A 17,264-nucleotide genomic window follows, 5' to 3' on the forward strand; every position below is an offset into this window, starting at 1 on the left:
ATGGCAGGGGGTCTGGTCGCATTGCTGGACGACGTGGCGGCGATCGCCAAGCTGGCGGCGGCATCGCTCGACGATGTCGCGGCGGCCTCCGCCCGCGCCGGGGCCAAGGCCGCCGGGGTGGTGATCGACGACACCGCCGTCACGCCGCGCTATGTCGTCGGACTGTCGCCCCAGCGCGAATTGCCGATCATCGGCAAGATCGCGCTGGGGTCGCTGCGCAACAAGCTGTTGTTCCTGCTTCCCGCCGCCCTGCTGCTCAGCGCCTTCGCGCCCTGGGCGATCACCCCGATCCTGATGGCGGGCGGTGCCTTCCTATGCTTCGAGGCGAGCGAGAAGATCCTCGAATCGCTGATCGGCGGGCATGGCGAGGCCGAGGAGGAAGCGGCGGTCGATGCCAAAACGCTGGAGGAGCGCCAGGTTTCGGGGGCGATCCGCACCGACCTGATCCTGTCCGCCGAGATCATGGCGATCGCGCTATCCGAACTGCCCGACCTGTCGATCGGGACCCAGGCGATCGCGCTGGCGCTGGTCGGCATCGCCATCACCGTCGGCGTGTACGGGCTGGTCGCCGCCATCGTGAAGATGGACGATATCGGCCTGCACCTGGCGCAGCGCGACAATGCGCTGGCGCAGACGGTCGGGCGCGGGCTGGTCAAGGCGATGCCGGTCTTGCTGCGTATCCTGGCGATCGTCGGCACCGCCGCGATGGTCTGGGTCGGTGGCGGGATCATCGTGCACGGCATGGAAGAGTTCGGGCTGACCACCCTGCCCCATCTGATCCACGACACCGCGCATCACGCGGGCGAGGCGCTGCCCTTTGCCGGGGCCGCCATCGCCTGGATCGTCAGCGCGATCGGTGCCGCGATCGTCGGGCTGATCGTCGGCGGGGTGATTGCGGGGGGGCTGCACCTGCTCCCGTCCCGCAAGGGCGCGCACTGATCCGCTCAGGCGGCGCGGACGCCATCCGCCTCCAGCAGGTCGGGGCCCAGCAACCGGCCGGTGATCGTCACCGACTTGCCGACATGATCGACGGGCACGCGCGACAGACGCAACTCGAATGTCGCACCGTCATCGCATTGCAGGATGAAGGCGCCGTGCCGCCGCACCAGCCGGCCGGTCAGCGAGTGGGTGGGCGTGTCCGAAAGGGCGTCGTCGCTCGTCATCATCGGGCCAACGGTGACGCCCACCTCCGGTTCCCGCAAGGTCATCCATCGGCCCTTTCCAGATCGCGGGCCTGCTCCACCCTGTCGCGGCCGCCCCGCTTCGCGCGGTAGAGCGCTTCGTCCGCGCGGCGCATCAGGTCGCCCGCGATATTGCCCGCCCGCCAATGGGCGACCCCTGCGCTCATCGTGACGGGCACCGGGCCATGTTCGGCCATGACCGGAGATTCGGCGATCTGGCGCCGCAACCGCTCGACGATGGCGGTGGCGATCTCCAGCCCGGTGTCGGGAAACAGGATCGCGATCTCTTCCCCGCCATAGCGCGCGACGCAGTCCTTCGCGCGCACCGCCCCCTGGATACGTCGCGCCACCTCGACCAGCACGGCATCGCCGACGCTGTGGCCATGTTCGTCGTTGATCCGCTTGAAATGGTCGAGGTCGAGCAGCGCGAAGGCGAAGCCGCCGCCCGAACGGCATGCCCGCTCGGCGGCCTGCTCCATTTCGTTCATCAAGGTGCGGCGATTGGCCAGGCCGGTCAGCGGGTCGGTGCTGGCCAGCCGGTCGAGCTGGGCGTTCGCGACGCGCAGCGCGCTGGTCCGCTCGGCCACGATCGCCTCCAGCACGTCGGCACGCCGCCGGATCACCGCCGTCACCAGCCAGAAGGCGCCGCCGATCGACATCAGCAGCAACAGGCTCAGGCCGATCCGGGCGGGCCAGGTTTCATACCATTGCGGATCGACGGTGATCCGCACCTGTCGCGTCACCGTTCGCGCCGCCAGCCCCGGCACATGCGCGCTGAGCGTCAGCCAGTAATCGCCCGAGGGCAGGTTTGTATAGATGGCGGTGGCAGGGGTGCCCGCGGGCACCGTCATCCAGTCGGCATCGAACCCCTCGAGCCGATAGCGATAGCGTATCTCCTCGGGCGCCGCATAATCGGTCAGCGAAAAGCCCAGCCGCAACGTCCGGCCCTGACGATCGAGATGCACCACCGGGTCGCGCGCGACCGAGTCGATCGCCAGCAGCCGCCCGTTGATATCCGCCTGGCTGACGATCAGCTGGGCGGTATCGCTCCTGTCCCGCCGCCCCAGCAGCAGATCGGGTTGCAGGACCATCAACCCCTCGGGCGAGCCGAACAGCAATGATCCGTCGTTCATGGTGGCCGCCGCACGCTGGTTGAACGCACGCATCGGCATGCCGTCGCGCTGGCTCATTTCCAGGACATGGAGCGTGGTCGGATCGATGACCGATATCCCGCCCGCGCTCGCCGTCCACAGGCGACGCCGCGAGTCGCGCGTCAGCGAGGCGACATTGTCGCCCGCCAGCCCCTGCGCCTCGCCGATCGCGCGGAATTTCCAGCCGCCGCGCGTCGTGTGGCCGAGCGCCACGCCGCCATAGGTGCCGACCCACAATCTCTGTCCGTCGGGCACCATCGACCCGACATAATCCTGCGGCAGGCTATAGGGATCGTTCGCCCGATTGGCATAGCAGACGAACCGGCCGCTGCGCGGATCGAACTGCCCGATCCCGGCGGGCGTGGCGACCAGCACCTTGCCATCGGGCCGTGGCAGGATGTTGATGACCTCGTTATTGGGCAGGCTGCGCGGGTCCGCCGGATCGTGCCGGTACACCGTCACCCGCCCGGTCGCCCGGTCGCGCTTGTACAGTCCCTTATAGGTGCCAATCAGCAGATCGCGCTTCGTCTCGGCCAGCGAGATGACCGGCAGGTCGCCAAGCTCGGGAATGGCGAGATCATGGGTGGCGAGCGTCCGGGGATCGATCGCCACGACGCCACGCGCGCCGATCAGGATCGCGCCATCCGACGATTCGAGCAGCGCCTTGATATCCTGACCCGCATGATGCCCGGCGAGCGCGAGGTGGCGGACCTGCCCCGCCGCCCGGTCGAGCCGATCGACCGAGCCGTTGCTGAACCCCAGCCATATCTGCTGGCGACGATCGACCAGCACGCCCCGGACATTGTCATCGGCCAGCGACAGCCGGGGGTCGTGCATCGCCGAACCGATACGCAGCACGCCGCCCCCCGGCCCCTGGGTTCGCGACGCGCCCAGTTCGGTCGCGGCCCAAATCCCGCCGCCATCGTCCATCGCAAGGGCTCGCACCGTATCCCCGGCCAGCGCCAGCGGATTGCCCGTGTCGTGACGCAGCCCGCTGGCGGCGAACCCGCGCGCCGGGTCGAGCAGCACGATGCCCATGCCGTCGGTCGCGATCCATATCCGCCCGAGCCGATCCTCGGCAAAGGCGCGGATCGTCCGGTGCCCGATCAACGGTGCATCGCTGGTCAGCGTGGGCAGCTGGACGAAGTGCCGGGGATCGCCATTCTCCGACAGGTACACGCCATCCGACCCGGTGCCGACCCAAAGCCGCCCCCGGCGGTCGCGCAGGATCGACCAGACATCGCCCGATGGCTTGTGCGCGCCCAGCGGAACAGGGCTGAACGGGCGCGTACCCGGCGTACGCCTCCATAGTCCATGGTCGGAGCCCGCCCACAAGGTGCCGTCGCCGTCGCGGAACACCGCAAAGGCGCCCTGGGGGCGGCCATCGGGCGAGGGTATCGCGCTATCGGTCATCGGATCGACGCGATCGAGCCTGGCGATATAATGGTGCACGCCGCCGTCCGAGCCGATATAGGCGCCGCCCGCCCCGTCCGGCGTGAAGCTGAAGATGCGGGCTCCGATCGCGCCGTGAGTCGGCTTGAGCCGGATGAACGCGTCCCGTTGCGGGTCGTAGCGGGCCAGGCCGCCGACATTGGTGCCGATCAGCACGCCCCCGCCCGGCAGCGCCATCAGCGAACGGACATAATTGTCGGGCAGCGAATGGGGATCGGTCTGGCGCTGCTTGAAGGTCCGCACCCGCTGGCCGTCATAGCGGGTCAGGCCGCCACGGGTGCCGATCCACATCGTCCCGTCGCGCGCGCGCACGACTGCGGTGGTCGTGATATGCGGCAGGCCGATCGCTTCGCCGAGGCTCGCGAACGACGTCCATCGCCATGCCGCCCACGAATCGGCCGCCTGAAGGCGCCCAAAGGGCAGGATCATGACCGAAAGGAACAGGGCCAGCACGGCCAGGGGACGGTATGGCTTCATAGGCTTAATCCTGGGAACCCATATCAGGCGACCTCATAAAACCAGGTTAATTGCGCCATACGTCGCGTGTCGGCCTTCCCGACGAGCGGCGGGATCCGACTTGACGAACCGCCCGCGTTCCTGTTTCGTTTCCAGGGCCGTGCCTGATCGGCCGACAAACCTGACGAGCTTTTTCCGTGTCGCTCCAGCCCCCTGCCCCCGACGCCGTCGGCGACAACCGCAAGATCATCCATGTCGACATGGACGCCTTCTATGCGTCGGTCGAACAGCGCGACGATCCGGGTCTGCGCGGGCGGCCGGTCGCCGTGGGGGGATCGCGTGCGCGGGGTGTGGTGGCGGCGGCCAGCTATGAGGCGCGGGGCTATGGCGTTCGGTCCGCAATGCCGTCGGTCACCGCGCTGCGCCGCTGTCCTGATCTGGTGTTCGTTCCCCCGCGCTTCGACGTGTATCGCAGCGTTTCGCAGCAGATCCGGGCGATCTTCGCGCGCTATACCGACCAGATCGAGCCGCTGTCGCTGGACGAGGCCTATCTGGACGTCACCAGCGACCGGGCCGGGCTGGGTTCGGCCACCGCGATCGCCGGGGCGATCCGGGCCGCCATTCGCGAGGAGACCGGGCTGACCGCCTCGGCCGGGGTCAGCTACAACAAGTTCATCGCCAAGCTCGCCTCCGACCAGAACAAGCCCGACGGCATTTGCATCATCCCTCCGGCGCATGGACCGGCCTTCGTCGCCGCCCTGCCGGTCAAGCGTTTCCACGGCGTCGGTCCGGTCACCGCGCGAAAGATGGAGGCGCTGGGCATCCTGACCGGGCAAGACCTGCGCGAGCGGCCGCTCGATGTCCTGCAACGGCATTTCGGCAGCTATGCCGACTATCTGCACGGTGCGGCGCGCGGCGTCGACCATCGCCCGGTCCGCGCCCATCGCGAGGCGAAGTCGGTGGGCGCCGAGCGGACCTTCGAGAACGACCTGACCGAACGCGACGCGCTGCGGGCCGCGCTGGAGCGGGTGGTCGAGGCCGCATGGGTCCGGATCGAGCGGAGCGGCGTCGCCGGGCGGACCGTGACGCTGAAATTGCGGTACAGCGATTTCCGTACCATCACCCGCGCCCGCTCGACCGGCCAGCCGATCACCGAGCGAGCGCAATTCCTGGCGATCGGTCTCGACCTTCTCGACCAGCAATTGCCGGTGGCCGGCGGCGTCCGGCTGTTGGGACTGACGCTGTCGGGCCTCAACTTGGCGCATGGCGGCGAGGATGGGCCGAGCCAGGCCGAACTGCCCTTATAGGCCTTTGGTCACACGGCCCGGTCGGCGTCCGCTTCCGTCTCCTCGGCCGCTTCGAGGACCAGTATCGCGACCGCCCCCAATCCTTGCCCATGGCTATGCAGTTCGAGCGATCCGCCCATCGCGGCCGTGGAATTGGCGCACCAGTGGAGGCCCAGCCCGCCGGATTTCTCGGTCCGGGTGGAAAAGCCCGACCGGAACAGCTTGGTCGCCAGCGCCGGGTCGAAGCCCTGCCCGTCATCCATGATCCGCACCGTTACCCGGCCACCCTCCGATTGGATGGTGACGGTGATCGCACCATGGTCGCGCCCGGTTTCGGCGATCGCCTCGATCGCATTGGCAAACAGATTGCCGACCACCTGGCTCAGGATCACCCGATTGGCCAGCACGGGAAAGGGCCGGGCGGGAAAGGCGAAATGGATCGAGGCCGCCTGCGAATAGCGGGCGATGGTGGCGTTGCGCGCGATGATGTCGGTGACGTCGCAGCGTTCGCGTGGAGGGCGTTCATGCGCTCTGGCCTGTTGCGCCCCGATGATCTCCAGCGTCTGACGCATCGCATCGCGCCCGATATCGAGCCGCGCCCGCACCGCCTCGCGCGCCTTGGCCTCGGCATCGAACGCGCCCGCGACGAACGCCACCAGCTTGACCCGGCGTTCGGGCGCAACGCCCTCCCCCGCCAGTTCGGCCAAGGCCCGGTCGATCAGCGCGCGATCATAGGCGGGCGACCGCTCGCCGCCATGGCTGAGGATGGCGCCGAGCGGGGATAGCGCGTTACGGACATTGTGCAGCACCGCCACCGCGCTTTCCGAGCGGCCGAGCGCGAAGCTCTGTATCTCATTCTGTTCGCGCAGGTCCTTCAACTGGCTGAGCATCGCGTTGAAACTGCGGCCGAGCGAACCGAATTCGTCGTCGCGCCCCTCCCTGTCGTGATAGGGAGAAAGGACGCCCGACGCCTGGACCCGCTGCATATGGCGCTCGACCCGGCCGAGCGGTGCCAGCACCAGCCATCCCAGCGCACGCCGCAGCATCAGCAGCGTGAAGACCAGGAGCAGAATCGATCCGGCCGTCGCCAGCAGGAGCACCCGACGGCCAAGCAGCGTGACCTCACGCGAGATCCGGAACCGCGCCATGCCGACCGCGCGACCATCCAGACCCTGAACCGGAACGGCAATCTCCATGCGCCGCGTCTCCTTCGACATGGTCCGGTCCGGTCCGGATGCGGGGCCGGTCAGGCGCGCCGTCTTGTGCATCGCGTGGGACAGGTGGGCGGGGGTCAGAATGCGGGCGACGGCGAGATAGTCGCGCGGTCGTCCCACCGTGCCGGTGACGGTGGCGATACCGATGGCGGCGATCCGCCCGCGTAGCGGCAGATAGAAGCTGTTCGAATCCCGTCCTTCAAGCAGCTGCGAAAGCTCCCTACGGTTCAGCGCATCGGCCAGCGCCGACGCCATGGCGTCCGCCTCGTCCGGATGTCCGGGATCGCGCCACCGTGCCTTCCACCGCCCATCGGCAGCGGTCCGATAGGCCAAGCCTTGAATCGGATGATTGGGAAACACATCCGGCACGATACCGGCATGATCGCGCGCGATCTCCTCGACCCGCTGGGTGATATCGGCCAACAGGGTCTGCGCCCGTTGGCGATAGCCCATGATCGCCTGCTGCTCCAGCCGATCGAAACCGGGTGAGATCACCAACGCCAGAAAGGTCGCGACCGCCACCGCACCGCCGATCCCGGTCAGCGTCAGCATCGCGACCATCGTGTTGCGCAGCGATCGACGACGCGACCATTCGCCCAACCACCGGATCGCGGTGCGCATCAGGGTCAGCCTTGCACGCCGGCCATCGGGGGTTGCGCGGGCGGCATACCGTCCAGCGACATGTAACGCTGCACCGCCAGCGCCCGCGCCTGTGCGGCGGGAACCGGGTGGGAGAAGAGATACCCCTGTAGGTGGCTGGCCCCTGCGACGCGCAGCGCCTGGGCCTGCGCCTCGGTTTCGACCCCCTCGGCGATCACGCCCAGCCCAAGGGCACGGCCGAGATGGATGATCGAATGGACGATCGCGGCGGACTCGCGCTCGCGGCCCATGCCGTCGATGAAGCTGCGATCGATCTTCAGGCAGTCGAGCGCAAATTTGCGGATATTGTACAGGCTGGAATAGCCCGTGCCGAAATCGTCGAGAGCGATGCGGAAGCCCAAGTCGCGCAGTTCGCACAACGTCTCGGCCGCGCGCTCGGCATCATCGAAGATCGCCGTCTCGGTGATCTCGATCTGGACCCGACCGGGTGCGACCCCCGCCCTCTGCACGCTGTCGAGGACATGCGCGACGAAATGCGAACGGCGGAACTGGATCGGGCTGAAATTGACCGAAACATATTGATCGGGCCAGTGGCGCAACTCGGCCAGCGCATGGTCGAGCACCCAGTCGCCCAGTTCGTGAATGAGATTGCTCTCCTCGGCGATGGGGATGAAGATGGTTGGGCTGACCGCGCCATGTTCGACGGTGTCCCACCGGACCAGCGCCTCGAACCCGACAATGTCGAGATCGGCGCGCCCGACGATCGGCTGGAAGGCCAGGGTCAGCTCGTCACGGGCGATCGCCTGAGTCAGCCCGGCTTCGACACCGCGACGCAGGCGAATGCCGTCGTCCATCTGCGCATCGAACAGCCGGACGACGCCGCGCCCGGCGCGCTTGGCCTCGTTCAGCGCCATGTCCGCCTGGCGGATCAGGTCGATCGAATCGCCATCGGTGCCGCCCTGTCGAACCACCAGCCCGCATGACGCTCCGCAGCGCACCGAATGCCCCAATATGCTGAAGGTGGTCGCACAGGCGGTCACGATCCGCTCGCACGCGGCAACGGCCTCCTCATGATGCGCGCTGTCGAACAGGATGCCGAATTCGTCGCCGCCCAGCCGGGCGATCAGCGCACCGGCGGGTGCGGCCTGGTTCAGCGTGGCATACACCTCGCGGATCAGTTCGTCGCCCGCCAGATGGCCGAGCGTGTCGTTGACCAGCTTGAACCGGTCGAGGTCCAGCATCGCCGTTACGAACCGGCCGCCCCGGCGACCCCGTTCGTCCAGCGCGCGCAGAAAGGCGACGCGGTTGGGCGCGTCGGTCAAGGCATCGTGCAGCGCCAGATGCATGGCGCGGCTCTCATTGGCCTCCAGCTCGGCGGTCTTTTCCTCCAGCGCGGCGACCTGCGCGGCCAACAGGACCCGCGTCGCCGCCAGCTCGCGCTCATTCTGCCAGCGACGACACAGTGCCAGCGCGGTCTGCCAGATCTCGGCGACCTCGAAGGGCTTGGCGATGTAGAAGATCTTGTCGGCGGGCCCGGCGACCTTGCTGATCTCAACCGGCGAAAAGTCGGAATAGCCGGTGACGATCACCAGATGGATATCGGGGTCCAGCGCCCTGATCCGCCGTGCCGTCTCGCGACCGTCGAACCCCGGCGGCATCCGGATGTCGATGAAGGCGACGGCAAAGGGCGTGCCGTCGGCCAGCGCCCGCTCGACCGCCGCGACGGCATCCTGGCCCTGACGATAATGGTGACGCTCGAACACCGCGTCGCCTTCGTCATCCGATATCTCGGGCTTGCCGAACAGGTCGGCGGCCATGGCGTCGAGCATCGCGTCCTGCGCCAGACCCTGGCCGGAAAAGCACAATGCATAGCTGTCGTGGATTGCCGGTTCGTCGTCGACGATCAGTATGCGCATCCGGTCACCATGAATCCATCGATCCCCGTTATATGGATCAATGGTAACCGGATACGCTTAAAGTGACGTAAATGGTCAGGTCTGGCCCCCCGTCACTCGACGGTGACGCTCTTGGCCAGGTTGCGGGGCTGGTCGACATCGGTGCCCTTGGCGACCGCGACATGATAGGCGAGCAGCTGGACCGGCACCGCATAGACGATCGGCGCGATCAGCGGGTGGACCTTGGGCATGGTGATGGTCGCGATACAGCCCTCGCCCGCCGCCTCGATCCCGTCATAGTCGGAGATCAGCACGACCTTGCCGCCGCGCGCCTGGACCTCCTGCATGTTGGAGACGGTCTTCTCGAACAGCGGGCCGGACGGAGCGATGACGATCACGGGGACATGCTCGTCGATCAGCGCGATCGGGCCGTGCTTCATTTCGCCCGCCGCATAGCCTTCGGCATGGATATAGCTGATTTCCTTGAGCTTTAGCGCACCCTCCAGCGCCAGCGGATAGTCGGTGCCACGGCCCAGATACAGCACGTCGCGCGCGCCCGCGACGGTGCCCGCCATGCCCTCGATCGCCTCGTCATAGGCCAGCGCGCCGTTGATCGCGGCGGGGGCCTCGGCCAGATGACGGACGATCTGGCGTTCCTCGTCAGCCGACAGCCGCCCCTTGGCCTTGGCGAGATTGGCGGCGAGCGCGGCCAGCACGCTCAGCTGGCAGGTAAAGGCCTTGGTCGAGGCGACGCCGATCTCGGGCCCGGCATGGGTCGGGAGCAGCAGGTCGGCCTCGCGCGCCATCGAGCTGGTCGGCACGTTGACGACGGCGGCGATCGTCTGCCCCTCGGCCTTGGCGTGGCGGAGCGCGGCGAGCGTGTCGGCGGTCTCGCCCGACTGGCTGATGACGATCATCAGCCCGCCCGGCTCCATCACCGGCGCGCGGTAGCGGAATTCGGAGGCGACATCGAGGTCGACCGGCACGCGCGCAAACTGCTCGAACCAGTATTTCGCGACCATGCCCGCATAGAAGCTGGTGCCGCATGCGACGATGGTGACGCGCTTGATCCCCGACAGGTCGAATTCGGGGATGGGAAGTGCGATCTTGCCCTCAAGCCGCTGAAGATACGAGCGAAGCGTCTGGGCGACGACGATCGGCTGCTCGTAAATCTCCTTCTGCATGAAGTGGCGGTGATTGCCCTTGTCGATCAGCGCGCCGGTCACGCCCGAGATCGTGACGGGCCGCTCGACCGGGTTATTGTCGCGGTCATAGACCTGTGCGCCCTCGCGGGTGCAGACGACCCAGTCGCCTTCGTCGAGATAGGCGATGCGCTGGGTGAGCGGGGCCAGCGCGAGCGCGTCCGATCCCAGATAGGTTTCGTCATCGCCATATCCCACGACCAGCGGCGAGCCCAGTCGCGCGCCGATCAGCAGATCGGGCTGGTCGCGAAACAGGATGGCGAGCGCGAAGGCCCCGTGCAGGCGCGGCAGCACCTCGCGGACCGCCGCAACCGGATCGAGCCCCTGTTCGACCTTCTCGCTGACCAGATGGGCGACGACCTCGGTGTCGGTTTCGCTGGTGAAGACATGACCACGACCGATCAGTTCGTCGCGCAACGCCTTGAAATTCTCGATGATTCCATTGTGGACGACCGCGACATGATCGGTCGCATGGGGGTGTGCGTTGTTGGTGGTGGGGCCGCCATGCGTCGCCCAGCGGGTATGGGCGATGCCAATGGTGCCGGGCAGCGGGTGCGCGGCAAGCTCGCGCGCCAGATTGACCAGCTTGCCCGATGCGCGACGCCGTTCGATCGAACCCTGGTCGATCGTCGCGATGCCCGCCGAGTCATATCCGCGATATTCTAGGCGACGCAGCCCGTCGAGCAGCCGCTCGGCAACGTCGTCACCGCCCAGAATTCCTACGATACCGCACATAAGCCTTTTACTCCCCAGCCTTTTTCGCGGCCTTCTTGGCCGTCATCATCTCTCTGAAACGCTTGGCCCAACCCGGCTTGGTCTGCCGCTCCGCCCGGACCAGCGCCAGCGCGTCGGCCTCGACATCGCTCGTCACGACCGACCCCGCGCCGACGATCGCGCCCGCACCCACCTGGACCGGGGCGACCAGCGCCGAGTTGGAACCGATGAAGGCGCCCTCGCCGATCACGGTGCGATATTTGAGGAAGCCGTCATAATTGCAGGTGATCGTGCCCGCGCCGATATTGGCGTTCGCACCGACCTCGGCATCGCCCAGATAGGTGAGGTGGTTCGCCTTGGCGCCGGGGCCGAGCACCGCCTTCTTCATCTCGACGAAATTGCCGACACGTGCGCCTTTCCGCACATCGGCACCGGGGCGGAGGCGCGCATAGGGGCCGATATCGGCGCCGCTCGCCACGGTCGCGCCCTCCAGATGGCTGAAGGCATGGATGGTCACGCCGTCCGCCACATGGACGCCGGGGCCGAAGACGACATGGGGTTCGATCACCACGTCACGGCCGATCCGGGTGTCATGAGCGAACCACACCGTCTCCGGCGCGATCAGCGTAGCGCCGTCGGCCATCGCACGGGTGCGGCGACGGACCTGCCAGTCGCCCTCCACCACCGCCAGCTCGGCGCGGCTGTTGACGCCCGCCACTTCCCCGGCGCTCGTCTCGATCACCGCCGAAGGACGTCCGTCGCCGGCCGCCAGCATGACGATATCGGGCAGATAATATTCGCCCGCCGCATTGTCGTTGCCGACCCGGTCGAGCAGGCCGAACAGATCTTCCGAACGGACCGCCATCAAGCCGGAATTGCAAAGGGTTACGGCACGCTCTTCGGCACTGGCATCCTTGAACTCGACCATTCTGTCGATGCGCCCGTCAGCATCGGCGATCACCCGGCCATAGGCGGCGGGGTCGGCGGGTCGGAAGCCGAGCACCACCGCCGCGGGACTGTCCGCCTCGGCCAGCCGATCGATCATCCGGCGCATCGTCGCGGTCTCGACCAGCGGCACGTCGCCATACAGGATCAGCACATCGCCCATAAAGCCCGACAGCGCCTCGCGCGCCTGCGCCACCGCATGCGCCGTACCGAGCTGCTCGGCCTGAAGCGCGGTGCGCACGCCCAGCGGCGTCACGGCCGCCTCGACCTGCTCGCGCCCGGCGCCGGTCACCACGACCATGCGTTCGGGCGAGAGCGCCCCGACGCTGTCGATCAGGTGGAGCAGCATCGGCCGTCCGGCGATCGGGTGAAGGACCTTGTGCAGGTCCGACTTCATGCGGGTGCCCTTGCCCGCGGCAAGGATGATGGCGGCGACTGGTCTCGTCATGATGGTTGCGCCTGCCATGGATTTCTTGCCAAAGCCATACCAAGACTTGGCGCAGGATGGCTCATGGACGCGAATTCACCCGACCGTTTTCCCTTTTCCATCGTGGGCTTCGATCTGGACGGCACCTTGCTCGACACCAGCGGCGACCTGGCGGCGGCGGTCAATCATGCGCTGGCCTCGATCGGGCGTCCGGCCCTCGATGTCGAGGCGGTGAAGCCGATGATCGGCGGGGGTGCGCGGCGGATGCTGGAGCATGGGCTGGCGGCGACCGGGGGATGCGATACCGAGACGCTGGATGTTCTGCACCAGCGGCTGCTGGACCATTATGAGGCGCATCTGGCGGACCATACATGCCCCTTTCCGGGTACGCTGGCGGCGCTCGACGAGCTGGCGCTGCGCGGCGTCCGGTTGGGCGTCATGACCAACAAGCTGGAACGCTTCGCACGGGCGATCCTGGACGGGCTCGGGCTGACCGATCGGTTCGATGCGATCATCGGCGGCGACACGATGGGCGTTGCCAAGCCCTCGCCGGTGCCGATCCAGGCGCTCGTCGCCCGGTGCGGCGGCGGGGCGGCGGCCTTTGTCGGCGATTCGATCTTCGACGTGCAGGCCGCCAAGGCCGCGGGCCTGCCGGTGATCGCCTGTTCCTTCGGCTTCCTCAGCCAGCCGGTCGAGACGCTGGGCGCCGATGCGATCATCGACGGCTATGAGGGCCTCATCCCGACGCTGGAGCGGCTCGCGCCTTCCGCCCCTTGATCCACAGGTGCCGTAGGAGGAGCGGCAGGGGCATCCGGATCAGGTGCGAACGCAGATAGAAGGCCAGACGCGTCAGGGGATGCCGCCCGCGTCCCCAGCCGTCGCGCGCCAGGATGCGGCGGCGATAGAGACGGTCGGCCAGCGTCAGCGCCTGCCATTGCGGCGGCACGGGCGTGCCGAACAGCGCATGGCTCAACCGCATCGCGCGGGCGACGGCTCGGTCCAGTCCGTGATGGCGGGCCCGCTCGGCCAGCCCCTCACAGCCCCCTTCGCCGACCAGCGCGTGGATATCCCAGAGATTGCGCAGCCCGCCCGTCAGGTCGCCATCGGCGAACAGATGCGCGGCAGCATGGACGATCATGTCGAGGTGCGACAACACGGCCAGCCCGTTGGCCAGCGGCACCGCCCCCGCGATCAGCCTGGCCGCGTCGGGCTTGGGTCGCGCGGTCGGGGGCAGGATGGTGTGATGCACGTCGAGCATCCGGTCGCGGTCGCGATGGATCAGCGGCGGCAGTTCGTGCATCCATCGCCGGTAGTAAAGATCGTCATAGGGGTCGGGCTTGACCCACTCCCATCCCGCCTCGATCAGCCAGGCCTCGGCCCGGTCCAGATCGGCCTGGGGCAGCAATATGTCGCAATCGCCGATCGATCGCCCGCATCCCGCCGCCAGCCCCGCCGCCACGAAGGCCGTACCCTTCAGCAGGATGACCGGACGACCCAGCTGGGCCAGCGCACGGGCGACGCGGTTCGCCTCCCACAGCGCCGCACGCCGCCCCTCCTCCGCCGCGGCCTTCGCATCAGACAGGCACAGGGCGACGTGCGGCGGCAGGTCCAATCCGTGCAGCCGATAGGCCAGCGTGCCGATCAGCAGCTCGGCCCGCGCGACGGTCAGTACCGCCGTCCAGTCACTGGCCGTCAGATGCCGCGCATACCCCGGCTCGCGCAGCAGGGCGATCAGCCGCTCGGCGGGGGTCAGAACGGGGGTCATAGCGCGACCCATAGCGCCTCCACGGCGGCGATCCCCGCTTCGCCATCGGGATAGTCGACGGCGACCGCCGGAACCTCGGCACGCAGGCGGGTCAGGGCGCGGAACCCCGGCTCGCCCATCGCGACATAATTGGTCGATGCCTGGGTCAGGCGCACGAAACATTCGGCCGGGGGCAGCGGGCGGATCGCCGACGGGAAGCCGAAACGGGGAAACAGCAACAGGGCGGGCCGCGCGGGTTCATCCATCGCGGCGATGGCGGCGGGGTCGGGGGCGACATGGCGGATGTCGCCCTTGGGCGTTCCCGACAGCAGCGGTCCGGTGACCCGGCCTGCCGGAATCGCCGCCAGGCTCTCATTCTTCAGGCTGACCGGGCGGGGGAACGGAAAGGCGAGCCCCGATGCAGGATCGATCAGCGCGAACTCGTCGCCCATGAACCGCCAGCCCCGCTCGGCAAGGAGCAACGCCAGCGTCGACTTGCCCGCACCGGATATGCCGCTCATCACAATGGCCCTGTCGCCGCGCGCCACGACCGAGGCATGGAGCAGCACATGCCGTCGATGCCCCAGCGCCATTTGCAGGTTCATGCCCAGTTCGGCCGCCAGCAGCCCCTGGGCCAGCGGCAGCGGCGCCGCCTCCGGCAAGCGGTAATCGCCGCCGATATGGATGGAGGGGCGAAGCCACCGCCGCCAGGGCTGCCCGGCCTCCAGTCGCACGCTGAAATCAGCGAATTCGGCACGTGGATAATCGCGGTACAGCGCCTCGACCGCCGCGATCGGCCCCCGCCAGTCGGAGCCGATGCGAAAGCCGACCGGCCCGACGCGCAGGGTCGTCCGATACCTCATACCCGCTCAACCAGCCCCGCCGCCTCCAGCTCGGCCAACCGAGCCAGCAGCATCGCCTCCGCATCGCCCGGCTCGCCGAGATCGAAGTCCCGCGATAGCCGGGCCAGCAGCGCCCCGGCGTCCAGCGGCGCATCCGCCAGCGCGCGCAGGATCTGCGGCGCGGGTTCGGTCAGCAAATGGGTGATGCCCGACGGCCGGTGGAAGACGGCGGTGAACATGTCCAGCGGCTCGACCAGCAACAGCTCCGCCCCCGCCGCGCGGTAGCGCGGAGCGGCCATGGGTCAGCCGCCCGGCATCTGGAGCGAGGCATAGCAGGTGAAGCCGCCCTGCCCCCGCTGCAACCGGCGGATATAGTTGAGATAGGCCCGGTTGCTGAGGGAGTTGGAATTGGGGAGTTGGCCACCCTGCAGGGCGCGCTTCACTTCCTCGCCGGTATAGGGCCGGCCGGGGGGCGCGAACGAACCCTGCGTGCGCGCGGGCACGGTGGACCCGTCGCGCGCGATATAGCTGCCCGCGCGCCCAGGATCGGGAACGGGGATCTGGCAGTTCAGTACCGAGCCCGTCGTCTGCGCCAGCGCGGGGCGGATCGCGACCACCGTGCTCGCCCCGATCGCCCCCAGCATCAGCGCGCGGCGGCTGGATGTGGCGGCACGCGACGGCTCGGGGCCGTCATCGTCGGTCCGGTGGGGCTGGGGCGTCTCGTCCATGTGAAGCGGATGTCCCATATTCGCGCTTTCGCGACAAGCACCTGTGCGATCCCGCCTGCCCCGCATCGGGAGAGGGCGGATGTTGCGGGAAGACAGGGCGACCTGCGCCCGCTACATCGGCGACATCATGGGATTCGGCATTCGCACCTTGTGGGGCATCGTGGTGGCGGTGGTCGCTGCGGTCGTGGTGTTCCTGACCGCCGGGCCGGGGCCCGCGATCATCACGCTGGTCGGCGGGATCGCCGCCGCGCTGGTCGCAAGCGAGGGCGAGGCGACCGACGCGGAGGAGGACGATGCGCAGGTCGAGGACGGCGATACGCTGTCCCCCCTGCTGACCGAGGCGCTAGATGCGATCGTCGAGCCGGTGCTGCTGATCGAACGCGGCCGGGTGACGCTGGCCAACCGCGCCGCCCGCACGCTGCTGGGCGCGCATATCGTCGGTGAGGATGCGCGGATCGCCATCCGCCATCCCGCCGCCGCCGAGCGGTTGATGGCTCCGGGCGCGACCGCCCCCGACCATCCCATCTCGCTCGTCGGGCTCGGCTCGCTCGACCATCGCTGGGAGATGCGGCTAGCCGACACCAGCGGTGGGCAGCGGATCGTCCATCTGATCGACCAGACCGCGCACGACGCCGCCGAGCGGATGCGCGTCGATTTCGTCGCCAATGCCAGCCACGAACTGCGCACCCCCCTCGCCTCGATCCTGGGGTTCATCGAGACGCTGGGCGATGAGGCGGGCGAGGATGCCGAGATCCGCGCACGGTTCCTGAAGGTGATGTTCGACGAGGCCCGCCGGATGCAGCGGCTGGTCGAGGACCTGATCTCGCTCAGCCGGATCGAAGCGGACAAATATCGCCAGCCCGCCCAGCCGGTCGCCATGGCCGACCTGGTCCAGCATGTCTGGGACGAGTTCCTCGACTCCGGCTCGCCGCGGGCCGAGGATATCAGCTGCGACGTGGCCGAGGGGTTGCCGCCGATCGCGGGCGACCGTGCGCAATTGTCGCAGATGCTCCACAATCTCATCGGCAATGCGATGAAATATGGGCGGGCCGAAACCCCGGTGCGCGTCACGCTGGACCGCGACGGGCCCATGCTGCGCCTGACGGTGGCGGATCGGGGCGAGGGCATCGCGCCGGGGCATATTCCCCGCCTGACCGAGCGTTTCTACCGCGTCGATTCGGGGCGGAGCCGCAGCATCGGTGGCACCGGGCTGGGGCTCGCGATCGTCAAGCATATCGTCGAGCGGCATCGCGGACGGCTGGATATCGCCAGCGAGGTCGGGGTGGGCACGACCGTCACCGTCCGCCTGCCCCCGATAAAATCCAGCGAGAAACCCGTTTCCGAGGGCACTGTCACAAAACCGCAATAGAAATGTCACACGGAGGTCCGGTGGGCGTGGCAGCGCCGGCCCACACCCGTTCCGGTGT

Annotated in this window: 14 protein-coding genes; 4 read left to right on the forward strand and 10 right to left on the reverse strand. The window is 68.2% G+C overall.

Annotation, left to right across the window (positions count from 1 at the left end; genetic code table 11):
• Complete coding sequence (locus ABIC44_RS00600) at positions 1 to 939, forward strand: DUF808 domain-containing protein (protein ID WP_354293051.1); 939 nt, start codon at positions 1 to 3, stop codon at positions 937 to 939.
• Positions 940 to 944: 5 nt separating this feature from the next.
• Here ABIC44_RS00600 and ABIC44_RS00605 read toward each other — a convergent pair whose 3' ends face one another.
• Positions 945 to 1,208 (reverse strand): DUF5818 domain-containing protein, encoded by a 264-nt coding sequence (locus tag ABIC44_RS00605; RefSeq protein WP_354293052.1) that lies wholly within the window; start codon positions 1,206 to 1,208, stop codon positions 945 to 947.
• A complete protein-coding gene (locus ABIC44_RS00610; protein WP_354293054.1) occupies positions 1,205 to 4,261 on the reverse strand; it encodes a ligand-binding sensor domain-containing diguanylate cyclase in 3,057 nt (1,018 codons plus the stop codon). The genes ABIC44_RS00605 and ABIC44_RS00610 overlap by 4 nt, the downstream gene beginning before the upstream one ends.
• Positions 4,262 to 4,437: 176 nt before the next feature.
• Here ABIC44_RS00610 and dinB point away from each other — a divergent pair, with 176 nt between their 5' ends.
• On the forward strand, positions 4,438 to 5,547 hold the full coding sequence (dinB, locus tag ABIC44_RS00615) for a DNA polymerase IV (protein WP_354293055.1): 1,110 nt from the start codon (positions 4,438 to 4,440) through the stop codon (positions 5,545 to 5,547).
• Between the two features lie 8 nt (positions 5,548 to 5,555).
• On the opposite strand, the gene ABIC44_RS00620 is transcribed toward dinB, so the two are convergent.
• The 4 genes from ABIC44_RS00620 to glmU form a co-directional block, all read right to left on the reverse strand.
• Complete coding sequence (locus ABIC44_RS00620) at positions 5,556 to 7,361, reverse strand: ATP-binding protein (RefSeq protein WP_354293056.1); 1,806 nt, start codon at positions 7,359 to 7,361, stop codon at positions 5,556 to 5,558.
• Positions 7,362 to 7,366: 5 nt separating this feature from the next.
• Positions 7,367 to 9,256, reverse strand: coding sequence for a putative bifunctional diguanylate cyclase/phosphodiesterase (locus ABIC44_RS00625; protein WP_354293057.1), 1,890 nt, complete (start codon positions 9,254 to 9,256; stop codon positions 7,367 to 7,369).
• A gap of 92 nt (positions 9,257 to 9,348) precedes the next feature.
• Complete coding sequence (gene glmS / locus ABIC44_RS00630; protein ID WP_307098940.1) at positions 9,349 to 11,172, reverse strand: glutamine--fructose-6-phosphate transaminase (isomerizing); 1,824 nt, start codon at positions 11,170 to 11,172, stop codon at positions 9,349 to 9,351.
• A gap of 7 nt (positions 11,173 to 11,179) precedes the next feature.
• A complete protein-coding gene (gene glmU / locus ABIC44_RS00635) occupies positions 11,180 to 12,544 on the reverse strand; it encodes a bifunctional UDP-N-acetylglucosamine diphosphorylase/glucosamine-1-phosphate N-acetyltransferase GlmU (RefSeq protein ID WP_354293058.1) in 1,365 nt (454 codons plus the stop codon).
• Between the two features lie 63 nt (positions 12,545 to 12,607).
• On the opposite strand from glmU, the gene ABIC44_RS00640 reads away from it, so the two are divergent.
• Entirely contained in the window at positions 12,608 to 13,300 is a 693-nt protein-coding gene (locus ABIC44_RS00640) for an HAD-IA family hydrolase (RefSeq protein WP_354293060.1), read from the forward strand.
• Here the strand turns inward: ABIC44_RS00640 and ABIC44_RS00645 are convergent.
• The 4 genes from ABIC44_RS00645 to ABIC44_RS00660 are packed head-to-tail and all read right to left on the reverse strand — an operon-like array spanning position 13,260 to position 15,855.
• On the reverse strand, positions 13,260 to 14,288 hold the full coding sequence (locus ABIC44_RS00645; protein WP_354293062.1) for a nucleotidyltransferase domain-containing protein: 1,029 nt from the start codon (positions 14,286 to 14,288) through the stop codon (positions 13,260 to 13,262). The two genes, ABIC44_RS00640 and ABIC44_RS00645, sit on opposite strands and share 41 nt — an antisense overlap.
• A complete protein-coding gene (locus tag ABIC44_RS00650; RefSeq protein ID WP_354293064.1) occupies positions 14,285 to 15,130 on the reverse strand; it encodes an HprK-related kinase A in 846 nt (281 codons plus the stop codon). The genes ABIC44_RS00645 and ABIC44_RS00650 overlap by 4 nt, the downstream gene beginning before the upstream one ends.
• Positions 15,127 to 15,408 (reverse strand): HPr-rel-A system PqqD family peptide chaperone, encoded by a 282-nt coding sequence (locus ABIC44_RS00655; protein WP_309695617.1) that lies wholly within the window; start codon positions 15,406 to 15,408, stop codon positions 15,127 to 15,129. Before ABIC44_RS00655 ends, ABIC44_RS00650 begins: the two co-directional genes overlap by 4 nt.
• 3 nt (positions 15,409 to 15,411) lie before the next feature.
• Positions 15,412 to 15,855, reverse strand: coding sequence for a hypothetical protein (locus tag ABIC44_RS00660; RefSeq protein ID WP_502959809.1), 444 nt, complete (start codon positions 15,853 to 15,855; stop codon positions 15,412 to 15,414).
• Positions 15,856 to 15,916: 61 nt separating this feature from the next.
• Between ABIC44_RS00660 and ABIC44_RS00665 the strand changes: the two genes are divergently transcribed.
• Positions 15,917 to 17,206: a sensor histidine kinase gene (locus ABIC44_RS00665; RefSeq protein ID WP_502959810.1), complete on the forward strand. Its 1,290-nt coding sequence runs from the start codon at positions 15,917 to 15,919 to the stop codon at positions 17,204 to 17,206.
• The last annotated feature ends 58 nt before the right edge of the window (positions 17,207 to 17,264 follow it).

The sequence above is a fragment of the Sphingomonas sp. 1185 genome, assembly GCF_040544655.1.
In the GTDB taxonomy this organism is placed as follows: Bacteria; Pseudomonadota; Alphaproteobacteria; order Sphingomonadales; family Sphingomonadaceae; genus Sphingomonas.